At 55.6% G+C, this 25,919-nt stretch carries 22 protein-coding genes; 13 read left to right on the plus strand and 9 right to left on the minus strand.

Features of this window, described 5'->3' with window-relative positions; translation table 11 throughout:
* Window positions 1-24 precede the first annotated feature (24 nt).
* The 3 genes from FQ179_RS10330 to cphA (FQ179_RS10340) all read right to left on the minus strand — a co-directional run bounded on the left by FQ179_RS10330 (window position 25) and on the right by cphA (FQ179_RS10340) (window position 5,727).
* Complete coding sequence (locus FQ179_RS10330) at window positions 25-702, minus strand: DUF1345 domain-containing protein (protein WP_149397225.1); 678 nt, start codon at window positions 700-702, stop codon at window positions 25-27.
* Window positions 703-857: 155 nt separating this feature from the next.
* Window positions 858-3,443 carry a cyanophycin synthetase gene (cphA, locus tag FQ179_RS10335; protein ID WP_149397226.1) on the minus strand — a complete coding sequence of 862 codons (2,586 nt, stop codon included), beginning with the start codon at window positions 3,441-3,443 and terminating at the stop codon, window positions 858-860.
* A gap of 76 nt (window positions 3,444-3,519) precedes the next feature.
* Entirely contained in the window at window positions 3,520-5,727 is a 2,208-nt protein-coding gene (cphA, locus tag FQ179_RS10340; RefSeq protein WP_149397227.1) for a cyanophycin synthetase, read from the minus strand.
* 230 nt (window positions 5,728-5,957) lie between these two features.
* Between cphA (FQ179_RS10340) and FQ179_RS10345 the strand changes: the two genes are divergently transcribed.
* Window positions 5,958-8,216: an ABC transporter ATP-binding protein gene (locus FQ179_RS10345; RefSeq protein ID WP_149397228.1), complete on the plus strand. Its 2,259-nt coding sequence runs from the start codon at window positions 5,958-5,960 to the stop codon at window positions 8,214-8,216.
* Complete coding sequence (locus FQ179_RS10350) at window positions 8,203-8,688, plus strand: DUF1854 domain-containing protein (protein ID WP_370459861.1); 486 nt, start codon at window positions 8,203-8,205, stop codon at window positions 8,686-8,688. Before FQ179_RS10345 ends, FQ179_RS10350 begins: the two co-directional genes overlap by 14 nt.
* A gap of 21 nt (window positions 8,689-8,709) precedes the next feature.
* Here the strand turns inward: FQ179_RS10350 and FQ179_RS10355 are convergent, their stop codons facing one another.
* From FQ179_RS10355 to FQ179_RS10380, 6 genes are all read right to left on the minus strand, one after another.
* Complete coding sequence (locus tag FQ179_RS10355; protein WP_149397229.1) at window positions 8,710-9,858, minus strand: hypothetical protein; 1,149 nt, start codon at window positions 9,856-9,858, stop codon at window positions 8,710-8,712.
* A gap of 103 nt (window positions 9,859-9,961) precedes the next feature.
* On the minus strand, window positions 9,962-10,825 hold the full coding sequence (locus tag FQ179_RS10360) for a YdcF family protein (protein WP_149397230.1): 864 nt from the start codon (window positions 10,823-10,825) through the stop codon (window positions 9,962-9,964).
* A gap of 88 nt (window positions 10,826-10,913) precedes the next feature.
* The gene (locus FQ179_RS10365; protein WP_149397231.1) at window positions 10,914-11,999 is read right to left on the minus strand and encodes an ABC transporter ATP-binding protein; all 1,086 of its coding nucleotides are present in this window, start codon (window positions 11,997-11,999) and stop codon (window positions 10,914-10,916) included.
* Entirely contained in the window at window positions 11,996-13,552 is a 1,557-nt protein-coding gene (locus FQ179_RS10370; protein WP_223146232.1) for an iron ABC transporter permease, read from the minus strand. The genes FQ179_RS10365 and FQ179_RS10370 overlap by 4 nt, the downstream gene beginning before the upstream one ends.
* Complete coding sequence (locus FQ179_RS10375) at window positions 13,549-14,583, minus strand: iron ABC transporter substrate-binding protein (RefSeq protein WP_149397232.1); 1,035 nt, start codon at window positions 14,581-14,583, stop codon at window positions 13,549-13,551. The genes FQ179_RS10370 and FQ179_RS10375 overlap by 4 nt, the downstream gene beginning before the upstream one ends.
* Window positions 14,584-14,975: 392 nt before the next feature.
* The gene (locus tag FQ179_RS10380; protein ID WP_223146233.1) at window positions 14,976-16,508 is read right to left on the minus strand and encodes an argininosuccinate lyase; all 1,533 of its coding nucleotides are present in this window, start codon (window positions 16,506-16,508) and stop codon (window positions 14,976-14,978) included.
* A 276-nt stretch (window positions 16,509-16,784) separates the two neighbouring features.
* Here FQ179_RS10380 and FQ179_RS10385 point away from each other — a divergent pair, with 276 nt between their 5' ends.
* The 11 genes from FQ179_RS10385 to FQ179_RS10435 all read left to right on the plus strand — a co-directional run bounded on the left by FQ179_RS10385 (window position 16,785) and on the right by FQ179_RS10435 (window position 25,905).
* Window positions 16,785-17,765 carry a quinone oxidoreductase gene (locus FQ179_RS10385; RefSeq protein ID WP_149397233.1) on the plus strand — a complete coding sequence of 327 codons (981 nt, stop codon included), beginning with the start codon at window positions 16,785-16,787 and terminating at the stop codon, window positions 17,763-17,765.
* Between the two features lie 364 nt (window positions 17,766-18,129).
* The gene (locus FQ179_RS10390) at window positions 18,130-19,197 is read left to right on the plus strand and encodes an ABC transporter substrate-binding protein (protein WP_149397234.1); all 1,068 of its coding nucleotides are present in this window, start codon (window positions 18,130-18,132) and stop codon (window positions 19,195-19,197) included.
* Window positions 19,194-19,964 (plus strand): ABC transporter ATP-binding protein, encoded by a 771-nt coding sequence (locus FQ179_RS10395; protein WP_255474942.1) that lies wholly within the window; start codon window positions 19,194-19,196, stop codon window positions 19,962-19,964. The genes FQ179_RS10390 and FQ179_RS10395 overlap by 4 nt, the downstream gene beginning before the upstream one ends.
* A gap of 48 nt (window positions 19,965-20,012) precedes the next feature.
* Window positions 20,013-20,876 carry an ABC transporter permease gene (locus FQ179_RS10400; RefSeq protein WP_149397236.1) on the plus strand — a complete coding sequence of 288 codons (864 nt, stop codon included), beginning with the start codon at window positions 20,013-20,015 and terminating at the stop codon, window positions 20,874-20,876.
* A gap of 181 nt (window positions 20,877-21,057) precedes the next feature.
* Complete coding sequence (locus tag FQ179_RS10405) at window positions 21,058-22,047, plus strand: NADPH:quinone reductase (protein WP_149397237.1); 990 nt, start codon at window positions 21,058-21,060, stop codon at window positions 22,045-22,047.
* A gap of 74 nt (window positions 22,048-22,121) precedes the next feature.
* Window positions 22,122-22,514 carry a hypothetical protein gene (locus FQ179_RS10410; protein ID WP_149397238.1) on the plus strand — a complete coding sequence of 131 codons (393 nt, stop codon included), beginning with the start codon at window positions 22,122-22,124 and terminating at the stop codon, window positions 22,512-22,514.
* 49 nt (window positions 22,515-22,563) lie between these two features.
* Complete coding sequence (locus tag FQ179_RS10415) at window positions 22,564-23,181, plus strand: hypothetical protein (RefSeq protein ID WP_149397239.1); 618 nt, start codon at window positions 22,564-22,566, stop codon at window positions 23,179-23,181.
* On the plus strand, window positions 23,118-24,494 hold the full coding sequence (locus FQ179_RS10420) for a WD40 repeat domain-containing protein (RefSeq protein ID WP_149397240.1): 1,377 nt from the start codon (window positions 23,118-23,120) through the stop codon (window positions 24,492-24,494). The genes FQ179_RS10415 and FQ179_RS10420 overlap by 64 nt, the downstream gene beginning before the upstream one ends.
* 81 nt (window positions 24,495-24,575) lie before the next feature.
* Complete coding sequence (locus FQ179_RS10425; RefSeq protein ID WP_149397241.1) at window positions 24,576-24,827, plus strand: type II toxin-antitoxin system prevent-host-death family antitoxin; 252 nt, start codon at window positions 24,576-24,578, stop codon at window positions 24,825-24,827.
* Between the two features lie 18 nt (window positions 24,828-24,845).
* Window positions 24,846-25,145, plus strand: a complete 300-nt coding sequence (locus tag FQ179_RS10430) for a type II toxin-antitoxin system RelE/ParE family toxin (protein ID WP_149397242.1) — start codon at window positions 24,846-24,848, stop codon at window positions 25,143-25,145.
* A 4-nt stretch (window positions 25,146-25,149) separates the two neighbouring features.
* Window positions 25,150-25,905 carry a VOC family protein gene (locus FQ179_RS10435; RefSeq protein ID WP_255474943.1) on the plus strand — a complete coding sequence of 252 codons (756 nt, stop codon included), beginning with the start codon at window positions 25,150-25,152 and terminating at the stop codon, window positions 25,903-25,905.
* Window positions 25,906-25,919 lie beyond the last annotated feature (14 nt).

The raw sequence follows: 25,919 nt of genomic DNA on the forward strand, positions 1-25,919 counted from the left end.
TTCTAAAAAATATTCTTGCAGGCTTTACGTACTGCCTGCAAGAATATTAACGCTGAGCGCAATCACGATCACATTAAAGAAAAACGCGATCATGGAGTGTGCAAGCACTACGCGCCTGATTGCACGTGAGTTAATTTCCACATCAGAGACCTGAAAAGTCATTCCGATGACAAACGCGAAATACACGAAGTCCCAATAGTCTGGGTCGATTTTACCGGGGAAATCCAGTCCGGCATTTTTGCTGCCACTGTCACCATAAAACTCATGCGCGTAATGCAGTGCGAAGATGGTGTTCATGAACAGCCACGCCAAAATAAGACTGCACACCGCCAGCGCTATCTGAAGACTGCCTGTGTGCTTGCTGGTATGCAATTCTGCAGCCAGCGCAACCAGCACCACGATTGCTACGCCAGCACTGCTCAGAATAAACCCCCAATAGCCTTCGTCTTCCTTGCGTGCACGTCGCAGGATAGATTGCGTGTTTGAACGCGAGAACATGATGACAGTGGCCCCGAGAAATATGACCACGGCTATATTAAAGGCCAGGAGCAGGCTAAGCTCAGCAGGTAACCCGAGCACGGACATCACGACGGCAAGCACGATAAAAATCGAAGCACAAACGCTAAAGCGCAGATGCCGGTGAACTCGAGGCCAGTTTTGTTCCAACCAGTCGGAGGAAGCCTTATCTTTGTGAGCTGCCATACGTTACGTTCCGGACTTTGAATTGCCCCCGGTTTGGGGGGTGTGGTTAGCTAAGCGGAACAGGGTTTTACAGCCAATGCCTGTAGCGTCCATAGGCTGCTGCTGCCTGGCAGATGGCACAGGCAACACATTGATATGGCTCACCAGGGGCCAATTTAGGTCGTCACTACGCTCTGAGAAATTCTCTGCTCAATATGCGCCAGCGCCTCCTCAACCTGGTCGATTAGCACCAGGCACAAATCCCCCTCACGCAGGCGATCCAGCGCGGTATCAATTGCCAGAAACTCGCCGTGAACCTCTTGCACATAGCTCGTTCGGCTGGCGTTTTGCAGCCCCTGCCGCAAAAGGGCCAGCACCTCACCATCGTCGCGTCCCCGCTGGCACATGTCTTCGTAAAGAATGACATCATCAAAAACATGACCAAGAATTTCGGTTTGACGACTGATATCGATGTCGCGCCGATCGCCCGCGCCACTAATGACCACGCTGCGCCGGTTGGCAGGCAACGCGATTACGGCTTGCACCAGTGCCATGATGGCATCGGGGTTGTGACCATAATCGGCGATGAGCGTGGCGCCATGATATGAAAACATATTGAAGCGGCCAGGCGCACCGTGCGTGTCGTTGATGAAGCTTGCCGCGCCTTCGCGCAGGGTTTCCCAGCTCAGGCCCAGCGCCCAGCCTGCTGCCAACGCCGCCATGGCGTTTTCAACCTGAAACCCGAAAGCGCCATTGCACGTCAGCGGAATTTTACTCAGCGCAATGCGTTGTTCAACACCTTCCTGAGCCAGAACAATAGCCCCGTCGTCCACAAAGACAGACCGATGCCCCTTGGCTCTATGTGTAGCCAGTAAGGGATGATTGCGATCACTGGCAAAAAATATGACGGAACCCTGACAGTTATCGGCCATGGCCGCGACCATGGGATCGGTCGCATTCAAAACTGCCATACCCTCGGGCGAGACGTTATCAACGACCACGCGCTTCACAAACGCCAGTTGCTCAACGGTGCTGACAAACCCCATGCCCAGATGATCACCCGCGCCCACGTTGGTCACAACAGCCACGTCACAGCGGTCAAAACCAAGCCCTTCACGTAGCACACCGCCACGGGCAGTTTCAAGCACGGCGGCGTCCACATCAGGATGAAGCAGCACGTTGCGAGCACTGCGAGGGCCGCTACAGTCACCTGTGTCGATACGATGCTGACCGATGTAAACACCATCAGAATTGGTCATGCCAACAGTCAGCCCCGATGACGCAATCAGGTGGGCGATCATGCGCACGGTCGTCGTCTTGCCATTGGTGCCGGTTACAGCTACCAAAGGAATACGACCGTTATCACCCTCGGCAAACATGGAGTCGATAATGGCTTCGCCCACGGCGCGGCCTTTACCAAACGAGGGGTAAATGTGCATGCGCAGCCCAGGCGCTGCATTTACTTCGACGATGCAGCCCCGCTGCTTGTCGAGCGAGTCAAAGACATTTTCGCTGACCAGATCGATACCGCAGACATCCAGCCCCACCATTTGTGCTGCGGCGACTGCGGTCGCTGCCAGCTCAGGATGAACGTGATCGGTAACATCTGTGGCCGTGCCTCCTGTGCTCAGATTTGCGTTGTTGCGCAGGGTGACTTGTACCCCCTTCTTGGGAACAGACTCAGCGGTATACCCTTGCGTCGCCATGGTGGCAAGGGCGATTTCATCAAGGTGAATCTTCGTCAGCGAGCTTGCGTGACCATCGCCGCGCAGCGGATCAGCATTGACGACATCTATCAACTGAGCAATCGTCTGTTTACCATCACCGATCACCTGTGGGGGATCTCGGCGAGCTGCGGCGACAAGTTTGTCGCCCACCACCAGCAGACGAAAATCATGGCCCGGAAAATAACGCTCCACAATGACTTCCGGCCCGAATTCAGAAGCGATCGCATAAGCGGCGTTGATTTGTGCACGCCCTTCTATATTGACCGTTACCCCCCTGCCCTGGCTGCCATCGACGGGCTTCAGCACCACGGGCGCGGCAATATGCTGCGCCACCTCCCAAGCTTGGTCTGCGCTGCTTACGCAACCACCATCTGGCACGGTGACGCCGGCGGCAGACAACAGGCTTTTAGTCAGCTCCTTGTCCTGGGCAATCGCTTCTGCGATGGCGCTGCTGGTGTCTGTTTCGGCAGCCTGAATCCGCCGCTGTTTGCGACCCCAGCCAAACTGAACCAGGCTGCCTTGTGTCAGACGGCGAAAGGGAATATTGCGTTTGACGGCAGCGGCAACAATGGCCCCGGTACTGGGGCCCAACCGCACATCGTCATTTAACTCGCGCAGGCGCGTCAGGCGGTCTGTTAAATCAATGGGAAGGTTCTGCAGGGCAGCAGCACAAAGCTGTTGTGCCAACTCAAATGCCATGCGACCTACAGCCTCTTCAGTGTATTCCACCACCACCTGGTATACGCCCGGCTCCGTCGTGGCTGTCACCCGGCTAAATGCCACGGGGCAACCCGCGAGCGTCTGCAGTCTCAGGGTGGCATAGGCTAGGGCATAGGCCAGCGAACTTACGGCGTTCCGCCTGGAAAAAGTCTGCAAAATATCAATATCTGGAAAACGCGCGCGCAGCCGGGTTTCAAAGGCTTCTACATTATCGATGCCGCACTCGACTTCCGTGCACGACACAATGGCTTCGAAAACGGTTTGCCGCCCCCACAAATTGGGGCCGCGCAGCGCCCGCACTCTGGAAACTTCCATCAGATGATCTTCCTTGTTGCCATGTAGCAACACAAAGTGCGCAATCATGGTTTCAACATGAGTGCACGAAACCGGTTCAGATATATGCCTGCAACGCAGGTGACACATTGTCTGCAGAGGCCACTACCGGCTCCGCGTCGAATGCCTCAATGCCTGCACGTATTAGATCCAGAGATATATTCAAAGCCCAGGCAGAGGCTACAGCCGCCAATACATTGCAAATTTGATACTGGGCCGTGGCGTCTGCAATGAGCGGGACGGCAGTCAATTCAGTGAGCAAGCTCTCATTCGAACCCTGAGACAAAATGATTTGTGCGTCGCGCAAAAATACGGTGCGACCACCGGCTGCCCTGTGTTCCATCAAAACTGAACTGTCGGAGTTCAAGCCGAAGAAAACAACCTCGCCATCACACAATGCGGCCAGGTCCACCACAGTGGCATCGTCGGCATTCAAGACTGCAACGCCATCGGGAAGAATCGTGTCGACCTGAGTGCGAAACACCTTGATCAACTGATCGGGTTCATCAACATAAAGATCGGGATGCAGGTCTGCCTCGTCAATATTGGTCACAATGCCGATTTGACAGCGTTCGTAGGCCAGGCCTTCGCTCAGAATGCTGCGGCAGCCGTTTTCGATCACGCCAGCCTGAACGGCACGGTTCATGAGCACGCGACGGCCAGCCGACCAGTTAGCCGCATCTGTTTTCTGAACATGGCGGCGACCGAAGAACAGCCCGTCGCTGCATGCCAGCCCGGTGTATTTGCCGCTTAATTGCAATAAACTGGCCACAATGCGGGCGACGGTTGTTTTCCCCTTGCTGCCTGTGACACCGACGATAGGGATATACCCTTTTTCGCCTGCTGGAAACAAGTGATTCACAATGGCCTGCCCCACCGGGCGTGGTTGCCCTGCCGCCGGCTTCAGGTGCATGAGAAGACCGGGCCCTGCATTCACTTCAACGATCGCACCGCGCTGTGCTTCAAGCGGCACCGATATATCTTCAGCCACCAGATCAACACCGGCGATATCCAGACCGACCACGCGCGCTGCGAGTTCTACGGCAGCGGCCACGCTGGGGTGCACCTTGTCGGTCACATCAATGGAAACATTGCCGTTGCGCTGTATTAGCACAGGCATTTCTGCAGGCGGGATTGAATCGGCATCTAGCCCCTGACGCGCCAGCTCTAGCGTGGCAGCGGAGTCTAGCCTTATAAAATTCAAGGGATGGTCTTCATCACTGCCGCGACGCGGGTCAGAATTGAGCTGTAATTGGATGAGCTGGTGCACCGTGTTTACGCCGTCGCCCACTACGGTCGCCGCATCACCTCGCGCCGCAGCAATCATGCGCCCTCCGACGACGAGAATGCGGTGTTCGTCACCGCGTACAAAACGCTCTACGACCACCCCGCTTCCCTCATCGACAGCAACCGCATAAGCGGTTTCAATTTCTTGTCGCGACATCAGGTTGGTAAACACGCCACGTCCGTGATTGCCGTCGCGAGGTTTTATGACTACAGGCAAGCCTATTTCGAGCGCAGCACCCCAGGCCTCGTCCACGTTTTCCACCAAAACACCTTCGGGCACCGGAACGCCGCAGGCCTGCAAAAGGCTTTTGGTTAAGTCTTTGTCGCGTGACACGCTTTCAGCAATGGCGCTTGTCTTGTCGGTTTCGGCGGTCCAGATACGTCGCTGGCTTGCTCCGTAACCGAGTTGCACCAAATTGGCATCACTTAGCCGAATGGTGGGGATATCCCGGTCATCTGCCGCCTCGACAATGCAGGTTGTGCTAGGCCCAAGCCGCAGTTCTTCAACCAGATCACGCAGTGCATCGACAGCCGCGTCGACATCAAAAGGTCGGTCTTCGATGGCTGCCATAACCAGATCGCGCGCCGCAAACAGCGCGGCGCGGGTTAAGGGTTCGTGCCAGGCTCGCACGATAACCTTGTAAACCCCTCGGGTTGAGGTCTCGCGCGCCCTTCCTAGCCCACCAGGCATGCCCGCCAGGCTTTGCAGCTCGAGCGTAACGTGCTCAAGAATGTGGCCAGCCCAGGTGCCGTCGTGCAAACGTTTAAGAAAGCCTCCGCGCTCGCCAACGCTGCAGCGATGCTCAACGAGCGTGGGCAGCCAGGCTACCAGCCGTTCGTACAACCCCGGAATCGTGTTGGAAGGAAAATCTTCCAATGTGCCGATATCCACCCATGCTTCGATTACTGGCCTATACGCCCAGATATTCGGTCCACGCAACATCACCATATTGGTGAATTCAATCGTTTTAAATTGCATCTGAGGCCATCGAAAATAAGCGGAACCAGGCGGAGCCACTTAAATATATTTAACTGCAAATACGCCTAAATCTGTTTGCCAATTTTCAGTAAAGAGAACAAAATCAGTAGTGAGATGTAAAAAAACCACAGCTTCTGTTCAGTTTTCTTACAAGGTCGGTGTATTTCACGTTACAACAGCGCACCAACCCCCTAAGAACACATTTGCGGCAGATGGTTCACTCGACATTGATGATTAAAAAAACTAACCCTGAAGGTCTGGCCGCCAGTGTGCTGCCTGATGCCTCGGGCGCAATGCTGCAATCTCAGTTAACCGAAGAAGAAGTGCTGCTGACCTGGTTTCAGACTGACCTGGACACCCAGCTGCACTTCATACAAGGTGTGGTCGGGCTAACGGACAAACGGCTGCTGACCAAGGGGCCGCACGATGCAGAATGGCAAAGCTGGGCAATACGACCCGAGCTTCACCTTCATCATCGAGACTATGCCGGCGTCGGCACGCTCGAATTGCACGACACAAAGTCAAGGCTCGCTATTTGGCGATATACCCTAAGCAATAATCCGGGTGCCCTGTTGTTGATGGAGCACTTCGAGCGCCTGCGCGGGTTGAAATCAGGTGCAGTCACCGCGGCCGCATCACTGCCTGAATCCCTGTTAGATACGCCCCCGCCGCCATCACCTCCTTCCACCTGGGCTTTGTTGCGTTTATGGCGCTTTGCCAAACCCTACCGAGGACGTTTGCTGTTGGGGTTCATGCTGACCTTGGCGTCTACGGCCGCCTCTCTGGTAGCACCCTACCTGACCATGCCCTTAATGGATAAGGTGTTGATTCCGTTTCAAAATGGCACCCCCATCGACTACGGCCTGGTGCAACTGTACCTGGGTGGGTTGCTGGGTTCAGCGATGCTGGCATGGGTTCTAGACTGGGGACGAACATACATACTGGCCTTGGTGAGCGAGCGTATCGGCGCCGATCTACGCACTGCGACCTATAAGCATTTGCAAACCCTGCCACTGCAATACTTTGGCGGAAAACGCACGGGCGATCTGATCTCACGCATAGGGTCTGAATCAGACCGAATCTGCGTCTTTCTCTCGCTGCATCTGCTCGACTTCGCCACTGACGTCCTCATGATCATCATGACGGCGGCCATCCTGTTTTCCATCAACCCCTCGCTGGCAGCCGTTACGCTGCTGCCGCTGCCCTTCATTGCCTGGCTCATCCACCTGGTGCGCGACCGCCTGCGCCACGGCTTTGAAAGAGTGGATCGCATCTGGTCGGAAATTACCAATGTGCTGGCCGACACCATACCGGGCATACGCGTGGTCAAGGCCTTTGCTCAAGAAAGGCGTGAAGTTCTGCGGTTCAGAGAAGCCAATAATCGCAATCTGGCTGTCAATGACCGGGTCAACACCTTGTGGTCTGTTTTTGCCCCCACCGTGACCCTGCTGACTGAAATGGGTTTGCTGGTGGTATGGGCCTTCGGTATCTGGCTGGTCGGTCATGAACAGATTACTGTAGGCGTGCTGACAGCATTTTTGGCCTATATCGGCCGCTTTTACTTGCGTCTTGATTCAATGAGTCGCATTGTGTCGTTCACGCAAAAGGCAGCTGCGGGAGCCAAGCGCATCTTTGATATTCTGGACCATGTTTCCAACGTGCCCGAACCGTCCAACCCGGTACGCATCGAACAACTGAAAGGCCACATCGAATTACGCAATGTGGGCTTTCGTTACGGCAACCGCTCGGTGATGCGCGGCATCAACCTGAGCATTATGCCGGGCGAAATGATAGGCCTGGTGGGCCACAGTGGCTCGGGCAAGAGCACACTGGTCAATCTCATTTGCCGCTTTTATGATGTCACAAGCGGCCAAATACGCGTCGATGGCGTGGACATCCGCTCGCTGTCTATTTCAGATTACCGGCGCAACATAGGCTTGGTTCTGCAAGAGCCGTTTCTGTTCTTTGGCACAATCGCCGAAAACATTGCCTACGGCAAGCCACAGGCTACTCGTCAGGAAATCATCGCCGCTGCGCGTGCAGCACACGCCCACGAGTTTATTTTGCGTCTGCCCCACGGCTATGACTCGCTGGCCGGCGAGCGTGGGCAAGCCTTGTCGGGCGGCGAACGTCAGCGAATCTCGATCGCACGCGCGTTGCTAATTGATCCACCTATCCTCATTCTGGATGAAGCCACGTCATCGGTGGACACCAGCACCGAAAAAGAAATCCAGAAAGCGCTGGACAATCTAGTGCGTGGGCGCACCACGATCTCCATTGCGCACAGGCTAAGCACCTTGCGACAAGCCGACAGGCTGGTGGTTCTGGATCACGGGAAAATCGTTGAAGTGGGGCCACATGATGAGTTAATGGCCCGCAACGGCGCTTACTTTAGGCTTCATCAGGCGCAGGAGGAAGGCTCTCCGACTGGATCAAAAGAATATGACTGGGATCAGGAACGGGAAGGGGAACGTCTTGAAACACTATGACCCTCGCGACAATCACGCCTTTGCGCTTGGCCATGACGCCTTCGGACGTTTGCAGCTGATCATGAGCGGAAAAATAATCGGCCCTTTGACACCCGTGCGCAGCTTTCCAATATCAGCCCCTAGTGAAGGGATCGCACTGGTTGATGACGACGGCACCGAGCAGGTCTGGCTAGACCGACTCGATGACTTGCCGCTGGACCAGCGCACGTTGGTGCAAGAAGAGCTGGCGAGCCGGGAGTTCACACCAGAGATCCGCCGTATAAGGCAGGTTTCCAGCTTTGCCACACCCAGCCGCTGGCAGGTCGACACCGATAAGGGTGAAACAACCCTGCTGCTGAAGGCAGAAGAAGATATACGCAGGCTGTCATCAACAACGTTGCTGATCGCTGACGGCTACGGCGTACAGTTTTTAATTCGCAATGTAAGTGCTCTGGACAAGGGCAGTCGTCGCCTGCTTGATCATTTTCTATAGCCCAGCAAAACGGGCTTGCGTTTAACCCGGAAGCTGCAGTTGCAAAGATTCAGGGCGCACAAAACACGCACACTCTCGGCTTGTGTCTATGCAACCGCCCTCACCATAGATGCCGCGAGGATCACGCCAGCGCAACATGCGTTCCATGATGCGCCCCACTTCGGTGGGATCGTGCAGCGACTTGGCTACGCACTCATCGACCACATCCTCATCCATCTGAAGCTTGCCGGCCTGATCACGGTACGTGGCATGACGCCAATGAAAAAGTTCTACGCACTTAGACGTGAGGGTAAAAGGCTGATCGCGTTTCCAGAAGTTGGTAAACAAACCTGAACCCAGATAAAAAACCCAGGAACCTTCATAACCTTCAATATTTGAAGAATGCTCGTCAGGGTTTCGAAACCACAGCCGATCACCCGGAATGTAGAACTTGGGCGGCAACGGATGCTCCATGGAGCCGTATTCACGCAGAAACACATCGTGAAACTGGCCCGACATAATGGCGCGGGTTTGCCACTGCTGCTCCAGCTGAGCAAAAAGCGCGGGGTTGCTAGCCGCCAGCTCCTGAGCAATGGCAAGCAAGATGACATACTCTGTGGCGCGATAACAGGAGAACGAATACAACTTACCCGAGCGATCCGGCTGCGTCGTCTTTTGCAAGGCTTCAATCAAGGGTTTGCCCGGCAACAAGGTAAAGCCGCGATCCTGGGCGTAGGCCCAGAATTCTTCAGGCCGTTCGGCATGTTCGGTATCAAAGGCCAGCGCCGTAAGCCGCGCCGCCTGCACGATGTTCTGTCGTATACGAACCGCCGAGCTTAGCTCTTCGTAGCTGGGGTAGGCAAAGGAAACCGGCCCACGCAACATGGCCAGCAATATTTCACGCTCAAGATCGCGTGCGGTGGCGTGGGTGTCCAGCGCCAGAGTCTTGCATAGCTGCGTGGTATCGCAATCGGGTGCCCACTGCTTCGCTTTGCCAGCATTTAGCCGAAACTGAACCCAACTGGCCTCGGCGTGCCGGAAGGCATACGTGTCCACATCTTCGTCAAGTTGCAGCGCCTGCAACCTTGCCATGAAACGCTGCCGGGATTGCTCCAGCCCTTGTTGTGATGTGTCATAAAGCAAAATACCTGGCAGATTGATCTCGGCGGAAACCTGGCCTGCTGCGCTCATGATATTTTTTCTCGCGGTGGGGGCAAAAGCAGTTATGGAAGAATCGCCATATTACTCCCGGAAATGGCTGAAATTTTACTAGGGCCGCCCGCCTTCCACACGGTCACTCAGCAATGCGGTACCAAAGCGCGCCTATCCATTCATGCAGGACGGTGTTCGATTGATTCAGGCCGTCGAGCTTGGGCAAGTATTGCAGCAGGTTATCCAGCGGCGCAGGCTGGAAGGCCGTGGGTGCCGGAATGACGGTAAAGCCAACACGCTGGTAGCTGGCGATAGCGCGGCGCATGTGCGAAGCGCTTGTAACCAGCAATATCGTCTGTATGCCCTGCGGTGTGAGCATGTCCCAGGAATACTGCGCATTTTCGGCGGTGTTCTCCGACCTGCCCTCCACCCATTGCACCGGTGTGGCAAAAAATGTGTGCAAATCGTTGGCCATAGTCTGACCTGACGGCTCGCCATCGACCGGCACCCCGCCCGACACCAAAATGGGCAGGCCCGTGCGCTTGTGTAGATAGGAACCGTAACGGATTCTAAGCAAGCTTGACTCTGCCGTCGTGTTGATGCCACCAAACTCGGGTTGCCGGTATAGCACTCCGCCGGCCAGCACCACGATGGCTTGCGCATCACGCGCTGCACCCTGATCCAGCGCTGCCGGCGTAAGCACCGGTACATCCTCGAGCTCGCTCAACAACTTGTGGGACACCACCGGCATAGACAACACAATAATGCACAACATGCTGACAAGAATGATGCCGATTCCTGTGCGGCGATAGCCGCGCCATAGAAAAACACAACTCAATGCCATCAAAAGCAGCAAGTTGCCCGGAAAAAGCAGTGCCATGGAAACGGCTTTAGAGGCAATAAGAGACGGAGACATGGCAATCAGCATTATCAGCAAAAGCGCGCGTGGCGCGATGGCCGGATTGTAGTCGGTGTCGTTATCGACAACCGCGTCAGATGACGCCAACTTTGGGCACGGCAAGGGGCAGCATGGCTTGCGCTGCGATGCATCTGCGGCAGGTGTATGTGTGTACTACCGTGATCAGCGCAATTAACTACCAATCCATTTTGGCAACTGTGTGTGCCATGAGGGCCTGCTCTGCCTGCAGGCTGGACGGCTCACTGTAAACCATGCATGGGCCCTGAACGCTCAAAAACACCACAGCGCCAAGATCGGGCGCGGACAGCGAAGGCGTGCGCAGACTGATCCGAGTACTACCCACCATTAAATCCAGCATGGTATGGTCGCCCCGAAACGAGCGATGCATGACGCGGGCTGAAACGCCCGAACCTTGCGGCGCAAGCCTAACCTGTTCGGGCCGAAGCATGATCGAAACAGCACCAAACGTGGCTGAAACTGGGCCATGCATGGCAAGCCGGCCCAGAGGCGACTCTACGCCTTGCGCGGTGACCTGCGCAGTGAGAAAAATCGTGCCGCCCGTCAATCGCGCAACAGCAGGGTTGGCTGGGCGCCAGTAAACGGTTTCAGGACTGGCGCATTGCATGATTTGACCAGCCTGCATTACCGCCATGCGATCCGACACGGCAAAGGCCTCGCCCGGATCGTGCGTGACCAGAATCGTGGTGGTCCCGGTTTGCCTCAGCACGCCGATTACGTCTTCACACATGCGCCGGCGCAAATCCAAGTCCAGCGCATTGAAGGGTTCATCCAGCAGGATCAGGGCGGGATCGGGAGCCAGCGCACGCGCCAGGGCAACACGCTGCTGCTGACCACCAGACAACTCGTGCGGGAAACGTTTGCCCAAGCCTGAGAGACCGGTTAGCGCCAGCGCTTCCTTGACGCGTTGATGGCTGCCCCGATGTTTGTGCAAGCCATAGCGCACATTGCCCTCGACGGTTAGATGCGGAAACAATGAGCCTTCTTGCGGCACATAGCCAATGCCGCGACGTTCGGGGGGTACGAATACAGACGGCGAAGCGACGATTCGTTCATCGAATGCTATACGGCCCTGATCCAGACGATCGAACCCCGCGATCAGACGCAACAGCGTCGTTTTACCGCAGCCCGAAGGCCCCAACAACGTGCTCACGGTGCCGTGCTGAACACTCAGGCTGGCATGACTAAGAACGTCGACATTGCCATACTGTTTGCAAACGCCCTCGATCGAGATAGTACTCATAGCGTTTCTCCATAGTGCAGCATGCGTCGGGTGAAGAACCATACTGGAATAATTGAAATCAGAACCAGCAGCGCCGCAAAGGGTGCCGCCGCCGCGTATTCGGCATCATAGGTATACGACCATACCTGGGTGGCCAGCGTCGAGACGCCGGTCGGCGCCAGCATGAGCGTGGCCGTAAGCTCGCGCATAATTTCGAGCATCATCAGTGCCAGTGCGGCACCGATGCCGGGTGCAATATTGGGCAAAACGACAGAAATAAACGCCTGTAGTGGCCGGCGGCCGAGACTGCGGGCAATAGGCTCGATTTGCGGTGATACCAGTTCAACCGACGCACGCAATGAGGACTGCGCAAGCGGCAGGAACAAAATGGCGTATGCGCAAAGCAGCAGCAAACTGCTTTGATAGATGGCAGGCACCAACCGTATAGACAAAAACACCAGCGCAAGTGCCACGACAACGCCAGGCAGCCCATGAACAATATAAGGTAATCGCTCTGCAAACGCGGACAAACGGCCACGATGGCGCACAGCAAGCAAAACCAGGGGAATGGCAAGAATGCTGGTGAGCACGGCACCTGACAGACCATACACGACCGTATCCATCAGGGCTGGCAGAATCTCTGAATAACCGAGGCCCCCAGAGCTACCATGCAGCAGCCAATAAGCCAGCGTGCCCAGCGGAACGCCCAGGCCCAGCACGCCTAGCAAGATAAAAAAGACTAGAACAACTGGTGCTGCACGCCTCAGGGGTACCGTGGTTACCCGCCGTGCACTACCCCGCCCCACGCGCGTAACCCGCTTGACGCCGCGCATGCGCATTTCAGCGTAAGCGGCCGGTAGGCATAGCGCCATAAGTACCAGAGATTGCAGCGCTGCCGATGCACTGTCGAACTGCAACTCATACGATTGGAAAATCGCGGTGGTAAACGTCTGTACGCGCAGCAGGGCAAGCGCGCCAAACTCGGCAAACATATGGGTGAGCACTAACAGCGCGCCGCTGCCCAGCGCCGGCAGTAATTGCGGCAACAAGGCGCGAAAAAAAGTACGCCATGGCCCATTGCCCAGTGAACGGGATACGTCCTCAAAACCCGGGTCGGTGCTGCGCAGTGCCGCTGCGACAGGCAGATACACCAGCGGGTAACTGGATAGCGACAAAATCAGTATCGCACCAGGCATGCTCTGGAAGCTGATGTCGATGGACGACCAGGCATAGCTGGACACAAAAGCCGGCACGGCCAACGGCAAGCTCGCGGCAACGCGCCATAGGTGCCGTCCAGAAAGATCGGAGCGTTCCACGCACCACGCCACAGCGACGCCGATCAGGCTTGCCGCAACTGTTACGCCGGTAGCAAGTATTAGCGTGTTGGCCAGCAGCGTGTACGTGCGGCCGCGGAAAAGCTCTTCCCCGATCCCCCCCAAGCCGGCTTGCGCTGCGCGCAATGTCACATAAATCAGCGGCATCATCACCAGCGCGACCGGCACCAGCGTCGCAGCGATAATCCAGGGCGAAGGCGTCGCGCGCGCATGGCGCGCAGACGCCTTGATCCAGTTCACGCCAGCCCGGCTTCGCGGCGCAAGTCCAGGGCATCAGCCGCGTCGCCTAGATCAGCGGGGCTGACCTTCGGGGGATCAAGCTCGTCGAAAGGTTTAAGGTTAAATGGCGACACAACGCCCGGACGTAATGGATACTCAGCGACCGAGTCCACAATGGCCTGCTGCCCCGCTTGACTTACCATGAAGGCCAAAAACTGCTGCGCCGCAGCCTGATTGGTGGATGTCTTGAGTATGCCTGCCGCAGATACCGTGATAAGGCCGCCCGGGTCGTCCTTGTTGGCGGAGTAATGCAGTGCGGACTTCATTTTGTCTTCACCAACTTCCTTGGCAACGGCGAACCAGTAGTAATTATTTACCAATGCAGTGGCAATCTCGCCAGCCTCGACCGCCTTCATGGCGGCCATATTGCCGTTATAAATACGGCCGTATTGCTTGAGCCCTTTGAGCCAGTTCAGTGCCGCCGGACGGCCCTTGAGAAATTTGATGGCGATGAGTTGTTCCTGGAACGCGCCACTGGTGGGCACGAAGCCGACTTTGTCTTTCCAGGCTTCGGTTGCCATATCTAGCACCGAGGCAGGCAGTTCGGCAGGTTTGACCATATCGCGGTTATAGGCAATGACACGACATCGAGCGCTAACGCTTGTCCAGACGCCGTCTTTGGCTGTGTAGCCTGGCAGCACCTGACTGAGCGTGCTGTCATCCAGCTTGACCAGCAGGCCTTTCTCGCCCAGGGTTGCTACAGGCGGGCTTTCTTCCGCATAGAACACATCAGCCGGCGAACGCTGGCCTTCTTCGATGATCTGATTGGCCAACTGCGAGCTGCTGCCTTTGCGGATTGCTACCTTGATGCCAGTTGCTTTGGTAAACGCGTCAACCAGCGCCGCCGTGGTGCGGGCATGTTGACCGTTATAGAGCGTTAGTGTTTGGGCTTGTGCCGCCTGGGCAAAGCGCAATGCTGGGGCGCTGACTAGCGCGCCCGCCCCCATAACGATCCCATGGCGCAGCAAGGTGCGTCGAGTGATATCGGCCATATCGTAACTCCTGATGTTCAGAGTCATAATTTTATGGCAAATACGAATCATTAGTCTTACGATCCGCTGAACGACCCTTATAAACCGGTGATTCGCGCCTCTCCTAGCCCTGACGCCTAGCCCTGACGCCTAACCCTGACGCCTAACCCTGTCCCCTAATCCAGAACCGTATTACAAGCCCCGTGGTCGGCTCAGGCCCGGCAAACATTCGCCGCCAGTGCCGCCCTATATTCAGAAAATCTGACTGGGCCCGGCCAACATGTGCCGCCTGTCTCGCCCTATATTCAGTCAGTCTGGCCGGGTCCGGCCATCATATGCCGTCTGTCCCGCTTCATATTCAGACAGCCTGGCTGGGTCCGGCCAACACGTTCCGCCAGGCCCTGTGGTCAGCCTTAGCTCGCTTTTTTAGCTTGCTCGGTATCGCCAGTTTTTTCCAAAAGCTTGCTGAAGTCACCGTCCAACTGTTTAAGCGAAGTATCGATGGCCTTGTGCTTCGCATCGACCCAAGCCTGCTGATCGGCAAGATCTTTTTTAGCTGCCGCGATCATGCGTTTCATTTCTGCAGGCTGTGGTCCACCCGCCGTCGCGCGATTGTTTACGATGGCAACAGGGTCCAGAGTGGCCTTGAAATCAGCCTCGCTCATAGGAAGCTCCTTGGCGTATGACGTATCACGCACGACCTCTGCGTAAATACGTTGCGCTTGCGCATAAGGAAAATCCAGCGGCTTGATATTGTTTTTCTTCGCGTAGCTCACCACTTCCGATGCAAAATGGTGTCCGATACGGAAAGGCAGTTTGTGATTGCGCATTAACGAGTCTGCCAGCTCCTGTGACGCTGTCCAGTCGCTGTTCAGCTCTTCCAGGGCGCGTTCAGGGTCTACCACCAGCGCCTTCATCACGTCGTCCCAATTTTTCAGGGCCTTCATGGCACTGGCAACCATTTCGCTATTGGTTTTGGCGCTTTTCGGATCGGCCATCCCCGGTGTGATGTTGTGCGTCTGTATGATGGGGCCGAATGCCAGCGTCAAAGCGGTAGAAGCGCTACTGCGTGTACGGTTGAGCAAACCAGGATTGCGCTTTTGCGGCATGGCACTAGACACATAGGTGTTGTCGCCGCCTTCTTGCAGCAAAATCCACGGACGCGGCTGTGCATACTGAGTCATCAGATCTTCGATGAAATTGCCGGTATGCAGCGCGACGGTTGTCACAATGGATGCAACCTCGACAGGCTCATCCATGGACGAAATCTGGGCAGCGTCATAGGCGTTGTCCACCGTGCGGGCAAAGCCCAAATACTGTGCCATGCGTTCACGGTTCAATGGCCAGCTTGTGCCATTGAGCACGGTTGTACCCATCGATGATCGGTCCACACGCACATACGCTTCGCGAATACGCTGCGCATCGCGCTGCAGACCCGCCGCATGACCAAGCAAATAGTGACCATAACTGTTGGGCTGTGCTGCAACGCCGTTCGTATAGTTGGGCACCACGGTGCCTGCATTCTTTTCTGCCAGATTTACCAGCGTCGTGGATGTCTTTTGCAGACGCTGTGCCAGCGAAAGAAGATCGTCGCGCAATATGGCAGAGCGAAAGGTAGCGTGCATGTCCTGGCTGGAGCGCCCCGCGTGCAGCAGGGTAATTTCTTGCCCGGCTGCGGCTATCATCAGCGGCTCAAACGTAATTACGGTCGATTGACGCTTGCCACCTTTTTCATTACCAGCATCAATTACAGTTTGAATACCCGCAGCAAAGCCCGGCGCCTCCGCTTTGTCGATCAGGCCCTCGTCGGAATTGATGACCAGGCTTGCCTTGTTCATCTCACCCAGCCAAAAGAACTCGTCTCGTTTTGGCGTGTCTGCGGCGCCTGCCACAGAATAGGCGAGCAGGCTCAGACAAACGGCCGACAGAATCGGAGTTTTCATCATGTGTCTCTCTTTCAATTAGTTTTAGTTGTTCTAGTGTACGAGATGATTCGTCGGGGTGTTCCGCAAAACCGATTGCTTCATACGTCGCCAAACGGTCGCCCGCCAAGGCTTCCACTCCGGTAGCAGACGTATTTGCGTGGGGTCGCGCACAAGTGTTCCTCGAAGCCAGCCGCGCGCATCAACACCAACCCGTGCCGAAGCGCCGATAACAAACGTAGCGCTTCCGCATTGCTTTACTATTGTCCACAAATAAAGATAGAGAGGAGATCAATATTCATGACCAAGACACATGCTGTACAGCTAACAGAATTTGGTGAGCCAAATGTAATGCACCTGGTATCCGCAGACCTGCCTGGACCCGCTGCAGGCCACGTGCAGCTCAAGCAAACCGCAATAGGCTTCAACTACATTGATGTGTACCAGCGTAGCGGAAAGTATCCGCTGCCCACGCCAACAGGATTGGGCCATGAAGCAGCGGGCGTCATCACAGCACTGGGCGATGGCGTTGCCGATTTGCAGGTAGGCGATCGCGTCATCTATATGAATGCAGGTATAGGTGCCTATGCCACACATCGGAACGTAGTGGCCGAACGTGTCGTCAAATTGCCGGCCGGCATAGACGATGAAACGGCCGTGGCAATATTTTTCAAGGCCATGACGGCCCAGTACCTGCTTACCAAAACCTATGTCGTGGGACCAGACGATATCGTATTAGTGCATGCCGCCGCCGGTGGCGTAGGCCAGATTTTGAGCGGATGGGCCAAAGCCTTGGGTGCCACCGTAATTGGCACAGCCGGGTCACTGGAAAAATGTGCCATTGCCCGCGATGCCGGATGCGACGTTGCCATCGATTATTCTCAACCTGATTGGGTCTCCCAAGTGGTCGCCGCAACCGACGACAAAAAGGCGTCAGTGGTGTACGACTCGGTTGGCCAGCATACTTTTCCAGGCTCGCTCGATTGCGCGAGGCCTTTCGGACACGTGGTGGTATTCGGTGCCGCCTCGGGGCCTATTGCACCGTTTGATGTCGAGCTGCTGAACAAAAAAGGCTGTCTTTATCTGACACGCCCCTCTGTTTTCCCGCACAACGCCGATCTGGCAACATTTCGTGCCAATGCCGCCATGGTGTTCGACGCCTATCGACAAGGTATCGTGCGCGCGCACATTGGAGCCCGCTTCCCGCTGGCCGAAGTGGCACAGGCACACACCACCGCCCAGAACCGGGCAACCACCGGCGCCATTGTTATTGTGCCATGACCAAATAGGTTCAGCCACAGCGCCGGATACCGCAACAGCGGGCTATGTGCCCATCATCGTATCAGGCAGCCAAAGCACCAGAGAAGACACAAAGAGAATTATGAGCAGGACGACGACCGATGGGATGGCAGCTGAAGCCGCTCGAAGATAATAGACCATGCTCTTCTAAAGACATTACACCTTCGTCTGTTTATACTTTCAATTGACGCAGCACGGGTCAAACGTGCAGCCCAACCCGATGGTGTCCACGCCATTGCGCATACAGCATCGACATAACAAACAAACTCGGGAGACAAGACGCAGCGCCGGGTGAGGCGGCACCAAACAGCAGGTCGCACGCAGCGTGGCAGCGTCATAAACCATTATGGCCAACCAAACCAAAATTATGCAGTTAAAGCGCCGGCAATTGCTGCTGGCATCCGGCGCAATGTCGTGTATTGGCATGTTCGGGGCCGGCGCTGCCCGAGCCGCCGATCTAAAAGAGATCTCCTACGGGCAAGGCAGCATAGACCCAATCTTCACCGCAGGCTATGTTGCGCTGGCGCAGGGCTATTTCGCCGATGCCGGTCTGGATGTTAAATACCTGAACACGCAAAGTGGCCCGCGCACCAACCAGCTATTGGCTGCGCGCCAGATTATGGTGGGTGCAACCGCTGCCACGGCGGCACCGGCCCTCACTATTGCAGGCAAACCAGCAGCACTGATTTTTGGCTTTGATCGCCGCATGACCTACGCCAATGTGCTGGTGCGTAAAGCCGACTACGACAGCGGCAAATTCCGCACACTCAAAGATCTGGACGGCCAGAAAATCGGTGCAACGCAACCGGGCTCGGTGACGGCACTCATGGCCATTTATCTGATGCAACAGGCGGGCATAGGCAACAAGGTGGATATTCGCCCTCTTGGTGATCTGGCCACCATGCTTGCTGCCCTGAAGACGGGTTCAGTAGCAGCCACAATGGCGACAGCATCGATGATGGAACAAGCGGTTGCCGAAGGCTGGGGCACGCCCATCTTTAACGGCATCGATAGTAAAGTCTGGAATGAATACATGAAGGGCGATGTACCTGGCATCGCCGCGTACGCGTTGGTGGACGACATTGAAAAGCGCCCGGAAGACATCCAGCATTTCGTTGATGGCATGGTCAAGGCTCAGGATTACATCAACGACCACACACCCGAAGAAATTACCGACGTCGTCTACAAAGACTATCTGAAAGCACTCAGCCGCCCTTCTGTGCTCAAGGCCGTGACAGACTACAAGGCTAATGTCTGGCTCAAGGACAACATCATTACCGAAGAAGCGTACAACCGTATGGCTGCCATCATGGGCGACGGGCGGCAGTTTTCCAATGAGCAGATGAAAACCGTGCCCTATGAAAAATGCGTGAACATGTCATTTGTCCGCAAAGCCAGAGGCATGGCATCGTGATTGAACTGCGCGGCGTCTCCAAGGCGTTCCAGACCGACAGTGGCTATACCTGGGCAGTGGGTAACGTATCGCTCAAGATCGAACAGGGTGAATTCGTTTCCATTGTCGGGCCTTCGGGCTGCGGCAAAAGCACCCTGCTGAATATGATTGCCGGCTTTCTGGAGCCAACCGCAGGCACAATAGAAATCGACGGCGTGCCCGTCAAAGGCAAGCTGCACCCAACACTGGGCTATATCTTTCAGAAAGACACATTACTGCCCTGGTACAACGTCTACAAGAATGTGGCATTGGGCCTGCGTTTTCACGGTGTGCCTGAAAAGCAGGTCAAACAGAAAGTTGCTCAGCTGCTTGAACTAGGTCACCTTACGGGGTTTGAACACGCGTTCCCACACCAGCTTTCCGGCGGCATGCGCCGGCGTGTGGCCCTACTCATGAGCCTTGCCGTTGAACCGCGCCTGTTAATGCTGGACGAACCGTTCGGCGCACTCGACACGCACACCAAAACCCACCTGCATCACGAACTGATGGAGATCTGGCGCAAGCTCGGCCAGACCATCGTCATGGTGACGCACGATCTTGACGAAGCCATAACCCTTTCGGATCGCGTTGTGGTGTTGTCTTCACCGCCGAGCGAGGTGCTGCTGGATGAGCGCATTGATCTTGCACACCCGCGAGATGTCTTCACCGTCAGGGAGAGCCCACAGTTTGTGGCCCATTTCCAGAGTATCTGGAGTGTGCTGGGACAACAGTTCCGCGCAGCGGCCTGAATCACACGATGCATTCGCCCTGCGGGCAGGGCGAGCCGAGGTAGAAACATGAACACAGCATTTTCGGGAACACCGCAAGGCCAGGCCGACCATCTGGCCCAGGCAAGGAAAGCCGCGACCTACCGCCGATTCAAAATCACATTGTGGCAAGCAGGCATTCTCGCCGTTGTGCTGGGCGCATGGGAGATCCTTACCCGCATACCTTGGTTTGTCGACAACACGGTCTTTGACCCTTTTTTCATTAGCCAGCCCTCCAGAATCGCCGTCCGGCTCTGGGAGTGGATGCAGCCTGGACCCGATTCCGTATGGCCGCATTTGTGGCTAACACTTCGGGCGACGTTTCTTGGGCTGTTCGTGGGCGTGGGCAGCGGCTTTATCGTAGGCGTAGCGCTCAGTCGCAATCGTTTCCTGGCAGACGTATTCAACCCCTTCATCGTGGCTTTCAACTCTATGCCGCGCATCGCCTTTGTGCCGCTCATCACCATGTTTTTTGGTCTTGGCATTGCGTCCAAAGTGGTGACCTCGTGGTTTGTGGTCTTCTTTCTGGTGTTCTTCAATACCTACAAGGGTGGACGCAGCGTTGAGCGTGAACTGCTGCAGTTTTGCGAAACACTGGGCGGTTCGCCACGGCAGATTCTGTGGCGTGTGCGCATTCCCACTGCTGCCGCCTGGACGTTTGCTTCCTTGCCCAACGCCATCAGCTTTGCACTCATTGGCGTGGTTCTCGCCGAGTTTGTAGGCTCAACCACCGGCATGGGTTACTTGATGATTACCGCGCTGGCGACGCTAAACGCCACTGACATGTTTGCCGCCGTCGTGCTGCTTTCTATCGTGGGGATCGTGCTGGTTTATGGCATTACCTTGGTTGAGCGGCGTCTGCTGCATTGGTCGCCGGAATTTAGGGACAATTAAAGCGGCTGTCAGCCTTATGGCATACATTTCGATTGCCGCTATGCCAATGGGCTACCGTGCTCGCCGGGAAAATCGTTCGACGAAACGGCTGAGTGCAAGCTTGTCACCAATGCAATCGCGCGATGTCGCGACTTATATAGGTACACTGAAGCATCGCTTTTTTTAACTCTGGAGAAGACGAATGCTTGCTGCCTGGTACGCAAAAAATGGTTCCGCCCAAGATGTTCTGCAATACGGCGAACAGCCTCAGTCTCAGCCTGCTGAAGGCGAGGTTCTGGTCCAGCTTGTGTGCTCGGGCGTTAACCCCTCTGACGTCAAGTCGCGTGGGGGCACCCGCCCGGTTCGGGAGGGCATCGTCATCCCACACAGCGATGGTGCCGGCATGATTACGGCCGTAGGCAAAGGCGTGGAAACCTCTCGTATAGGCGAGCGTGTGTGGATCTGGAACGGCCAGTACAACCGCCCCCTGGGTACCGCCGCCGAGTTCATCGCCCTGCCTTCGCAGCAAGCTGTTCAATTGCCCGACGCAATCTCTTTTGAAGCAGGTGCCTGCCTGGGCATTCCTGCGCTGACAGCCTATCGCGCTGTTGAGCTCGCACATCTGGAGCCAGGCCAAACCGTGCTGGTCATTGGCGGCACTTCTGGGGTGGCCTTTTATGCCGCCCAAATGGCCAGACTGCACGGTGCACGCGTAATCAGCACTGTGGGTTCACAAGAAAAAGCCAAAGTGCTTCAGGATGCCGGCTTTGACGACATTGTTTTCTACAAAACTGAATCCGTCGCCGATCGCGTCAAAGACATCACGTCAGGCGCAGGCGTCAACGCGATTATCGATATGGACTTCTCAACAAGCAGCAAACTGGTAGATGAAGGCGTATTGGCCACGCATGGCCAATTTGTTTGTTATGGCTCGAACGCCCGCGAGGTAGGGCCATTAACGTTTGGCTCCTGGCTAATGCGCTCAATCACACTTAGCATTTTTCTGGTGTACGAACTTACGCCTGCTCAACGGAGCCGCGCACTTAATGGGCTGCAAGACTTTCTGAGAGAAGATTCGCTTAAACATCTTATCGGTGAGGTGTTCCCATTGCAGGACATCATCGCCGCCCACCAGGCTGTCGAAAACGGCAAAGTCATTGGTAATGTAGTCATGCGCTGTGACGATGCCTGAACAACTGCGCGCCCGTATGCGCTGAAGACGGGGCCCGAGAACAGCCAGAGGTGGGGGAGGCGGCAGACGAAACCATGACCAGAACAAAAGCTATTTTGGATATTGCCAACAAGGCTCCCCACAGCAACTCACTCGCCTGGGTGTTTGAGAAACTAGAGCACGAACCAAGCTATATCCACACCAAAATGTTCGGCTGCGAAGCGGCCTATGTCGATGGCAGGCTATGCCTGGTTATAGGCGATCGCAACGAACCATGGAATGGCTTGCTCGTCTGCACTTCACACGTGTCCCACGCTGCGCTCATTGAAGAGATGCCAATCCTGCAGCCACATGCTGTGTTGGGAAAGTGGTTGTATGTCTCCCAAAACAACGAAGCATTTGAAGTGACAGCAGACAAAATCACTACCCTCGTATTAGCGCACGATCCGCGCATCGGTGTCGAGCCTAAGCCGCGCAAGAGGCGCTAATTCACCGCAGGCAGTTCCGCAAGAACCAGCCTATCAGTGAGAGCAAACAATGAAACAAGCAACGCATCCAACACACAGCATAAAAACGCTTGTCTCGTGGCTACTGCTGTACGTGCTGGCCTGTGGCATAAGCCACGCGCAGATGCCCTTCCCTACTCAAACTGAAAGCGACTGGCGCCTGGAAGACAGCCCAAGCGCGTTGGCATCGAGAACGCCACGCGGTATGCGAACGCCCGTTTTAGTCATGGGCCAGAACCGCAAGGTTGCTTCAGACGCCGTGGTGATTTTGGTGGATGCCCCTTACAACGCGGTAAGCCCGCTTGTTGCGCAAGCGTGGAAGCAGCAAGGCCATCAGGTAGAAGATGCCGCCTTGGCACTGGCTGATTTACCCGAGGTATGGCGACAAATGATGCTTGCCGCACAACCCAACTTGCGTGCAGCCCTCATCACAAATGTTTACCGCCCCGAACTTGCACAAGCCGTGAAGGACGGTGCACTCACTGACAACGAGCGCGTGAGGCGCCTGCAGCTTCTGGACGCCAGTACGCAGGCGTCATCAGATATTTTGCGCAAAACCAGTGAATTTCAAAAAAAACGCAGCGCATGCGCTACCAGCGGGAACAGCAATTCGGCAAACACCATCGTACTGATGACTATGACATTTTGAACGTCGAGCCTGTGCTGGGTCGCCCCGCCACGGCCATCACCATTCAACGACGACACAGTCTTCGCAATCCGCCAAGCTGGGCGCTCGCCGACACGCCCCAATTTCAGACCCAGCTCTTGGTGCCAGCCGCTGAGTTCCAGGCCGCCCTAAATGCGATCACACCGGCGTTGCCCAATGCAGCAATTCGTCTGGCCGAATCGCCAGAGGTATGGATACCGACCGTGTCTATGCCCAACACCTTGCCAGCCCCGCAATGGCGTATTCCTGCCAAAGATGGGCAACAAATCAAACCCACTATTCGCACGTTTCGAACCACTGACGGCATCGAATTGCGAGCGGTACGCCCCCAGGCTGACGGCAGCTTAATCATAGGCGTGGAGAGACTGGTTTCAAATGATACGGTGGCACTATCGATTGCCGAGCTGTGGCGACTGGTGCCAGACGCAACCGAGCCGCAAGTGCTGTGGCAAGGCATGTCGGGCGCCGACAAACTGATAGCCAGCCTGAACGGCAAACAGCTGTGGTTTACCGGCCAGGAGCTTGATGGCCAGCACGACAGCCTGTTTCACTACACACAGGAAGACGGGTTGGTAAGGATTAACTTTCCACCTGGAAAGCGTCCGCGACTGGACACTGCCCAATGGTGGATAGATGAGCAAGGGCCCATCATGGCTTCATACTCGGTGGGCACATTGCAGCGACTGGGCAATTTAACTTTATCTTCACCACAACCGGTTCCACGTGTGCAGTGGTTTTTCAATGATTTGCGTTTACTTCCGGGCGGCACACACCCCTGGGTCGATGACGACCAGGGCGTGGCTGAACTAAACCCACAAACCGGACGGGTTCTGCGCTCGATTGCAGTGCCACCACGCGTGCAGGCACCTCCAGGGTTACCTCACTTTCCGTATCTGGACCCACGTGCTGCCAGAACATATGCACCAGGCGTAGCGTCAGCCAAAGGCAAGTGGCTGGCGACGGCATTCAGGTTGGACGACCAGAGTTCGGGTCAAGGCGCAGGCGTGCATGTACTCGATACTGACAAGGCCACATTGCTTTATTCTGCCGTATTGCCAGACGCCGATCAGGTTCGGTTGGTGGCTGCCTCTCCTGACGGCCGCTGGCTCGCGGTTCACAGCTACGGCCGCAATCTGGTGCTCTGGGATGTACGTGCCGGCACCAACCCACTGCACCTGCTTGTACCCCACGTCACGCTGTCCGATCTCACGTTTTCGCTCGACAGCAATCGCCTGATTGGGGTGGGCAATGAGCATGTTCTGGCCTGGCTTTTAAACGGAAATGAAACACGATGAAAAACGTAAAAAGCGCCATATGCAGCTATTTATAAAGAATCTTATTAAGCTCTATAATTAGCGCCTAAAAAGGAGTCGTATATGGATACGATATATGCAGATTTTTCAGTAAGCATGTCAGAATTCAAGAAAAACCCTGCCCAAGTTTTACGTACTGCTGGCGAAAAACCTGTGGCCGTGTTAAATCACAATCGACCTGCGTTCTACATGGTGACGCCTGCCCTCTTTGAGGCACTGGTAGACGAGCTCGCCGATCGTGGCCTCGAAAAGCTCGCAAGACAACGTCTGGCATTAAAAGACACCGCTATTGAGGTAGACGTCGAATCAATCTGAGCTTGCACAGTACCTAGTATGTATCGCCTCAAGTTTATTCCTGCTGCACTCGACGAGTGGAAGGCGCTCGACGGAAGCATCAAAGAAACATTTCGCAAGCTACTCAAAAAACGACTAAAGCAACCGCATGTTCCGGGCGCTGAGCTACGAGGCCAGTTGTGCAATTGCTACAAAATCAAGTTGCGTAAACAAGGCTATCGATTGGTCTACAACGTAGAAGATGGCACACTGATAGTGCTGGTACTTGCGATCGACAAGCGAGAAAACCTGGCAGCATACCGCTCGGCATTAACCCGATTGAACTCGTCCATAGGTTGATATAGTGAAAACATTGCACCCCAAAAGCGCCCCCGCTCCCTTCGATCACCTCGTCCTGATGATGCGCGACCAACTCATGGAGCGCGCACCACATTTCGAGCAAGATGGGTATCGTCTGACAGAGCTTTCCGTCCATAACCTTGGGTCGATTAATCGCCTGATTCCGCTGGACACCACCTATATAGAATTGCTTGGATGGCCCGCAGGAAAACCCCCAGCGCGCAAAGAAATTGCCGAGCAGCCCCTGGGCCTGGATGCACTGGTGTTCAAAACCGAGAACGCACAGGCGACATTTGAGCGCTTGCGCGAAGAAGGCTTCGAGGTCAACCCCGTGTTGCGCCTGGAGCGACCTTTGATCTTCCAGGGCAAACAACATTTGGCGCAGTTTGATACGGTGCGTTTTTCGGCGCAGCCTGTTGCTGGTTTGCGCATGTATTTTTGTCAGCACCTAACCCCAGAATTTGTCTGGAATGAAGACGCTATACGCCATGACAATGGGGCAAAGTCTCTGGATCACATTGTTATTGAGGCGTCCGACGCCCAGGCGGTTGCAGCGCAGCTTGGCAAGGTCGCCAATGCCGAAGCCAAGGCTCAGGATGACGGCACTTACGTCATCGCCTTACGCAACATGCAGCTTGTTGTCAGGCCAGCCGTAGGGGTAACAGCCGCAAAAATCTCGCAGGCCTTTCTGCGCCACGCCGATGATGAACTACGCGAATTCAACCCGCATGTCAGCGCTGCGAGCAGCCGACAAGAGTAGCGAATATACTTGCC

It is taken from the genome of Pusillimonas sp. ANT_WB101, from assembly GCF_008369125.1.
Lineage (GTDB): Bacteria > Pseudomonadota > Gammaproteobacteria > Burkholderiales > Burkholderiaceae_B > Allopusillimonas.

What these genes read in the sequence shown, in the direction of transcription:
- FQ179_RS10400 (WP_149397236.1), top strand. Translation starts at nt 20,013, where the DNA reads ATGAACACAGCATTTTCGGGAACACCGCAAGGCCAGGCCGACCATCTG.
- cphA (WP_149397227.1), bottom strand. Translation starts at nt 5,727, where the DNA reads ATGCAATTTAAAACGATTGAATTCACCAATATGGTGATGTTGCGTGGA.
- FQ179_RS10365 (WP_149397231.1), bottom strand. Translation starts at nt 11,999, where the DNA reads ATGAGTACTATCTCGATCGAGGGCGTTTGCAAACAGTATGGCAATGTC.
- FQ179_RS10345 (WP_149397228.1), top strand. Translation starts at nt 5,958, where the DNA reads ATGATTAAAAAAACTAACCCTGAAGGTCTGGCCGCCAGTGTGCTGCCT.
- cphA (WP_149397226.1), bottom strand. Translation starts at nt 3,443, where the DNA reads ATGGAAGTTTCCAGAGTGCGGGCGCTGCGCGGCCCCAATTTGTGGGGG.
- FQ179_RS10380 (WP_223146233.1), bottom strand. Translation starts at nt 16,508, where the DNA reads ATGATGAAAACTCCGATTCTGTCGGCCGTTTGTCTGAGCCTGCTCGCC.
- FQ179_RS10405 (WP_149397237.1), top strand. Translation starts at nt 21,058, where the DNA reads ATGCTTGCTGCCTGGTACGCAAAAAATGGTTCCGCCCAAGATGTTCTG.
- FQ179_RS10430 (WP_149397242.1), top strand. Translation starts at nt 24,846, where the DNA reads ATGTATCGCCTCAAGTTTATTCCTGCTGCACTCGACGAGTGGAAGGCG.
- FQ179_RS10420 (WP_149397240.1), top strand. Translation starts at nt 23,118, where the DNA reads ATGCGCTACCAGCGGGAACAGCAATTCGGCAAACACCATCGTACTGAT.
- FQ179_RS10415 (WP_149397239.1), top strand. Translation starts at nt 22,564, where the DNA reads ATGAAACAAGCAACGCATCCAACACACAGCATAAAAACGCTTGTCTCG.
- FQ179_RS10330 (WP_149397225.1), bottom strand. Translation starts at nt 702, where the DNA reads ATGGCAGCTCACAAAGATAAGGCTTCCTCCGACTGGTTGGAACAAAAC.
- FQ179_RS10425 (WP_149397241.1), top strand. Translation starts at nt 24,576, where the DNA reads ATGGATACGATATATGCAGATTTTTCAGTAAGCATGTCAGAATTCAAG.
- FQ179_RS10375 (WP_149397232.1), bottom strand. Translation starts at nt 14,583, where the DNA reads ATGGCCGATATCACTCGACGCACCTTGCTGCGCCATGGGATCGTTATG.
- FQ179_RS10390 (WP_149397234.1), top strand. Translation starts at nt 18,130, where the DNA reads ATGGCCAACCAAACCAAAATTATGCAGTTAAAGCGCCGGCAATTGCTG.
- FQ179_RS10355 (WP_149397229.1), bottom strand. Translation starts at nt 9,858, where the DNA reads ATGAGCGCAGCAGGCCAGGTTTCCGCCGAGATCAATCTGCCAGGTATT.
- FQ179_RS10385 (WP_149397233.1), top strand. Translation starts at nt 16,785, where the DNA reads ATGACCAAGACACATGCTGTACAGCTAACAGAATTTGGTGAGCCAAAT.
- FQ179_RS10410 (WP_149397238.1), top strand. Translation starts at nt 22,122, where the DNA reads ATGACCAGAACAAAAGCTATTTTGGATATTGCCAACAAGGCTCCCCAC.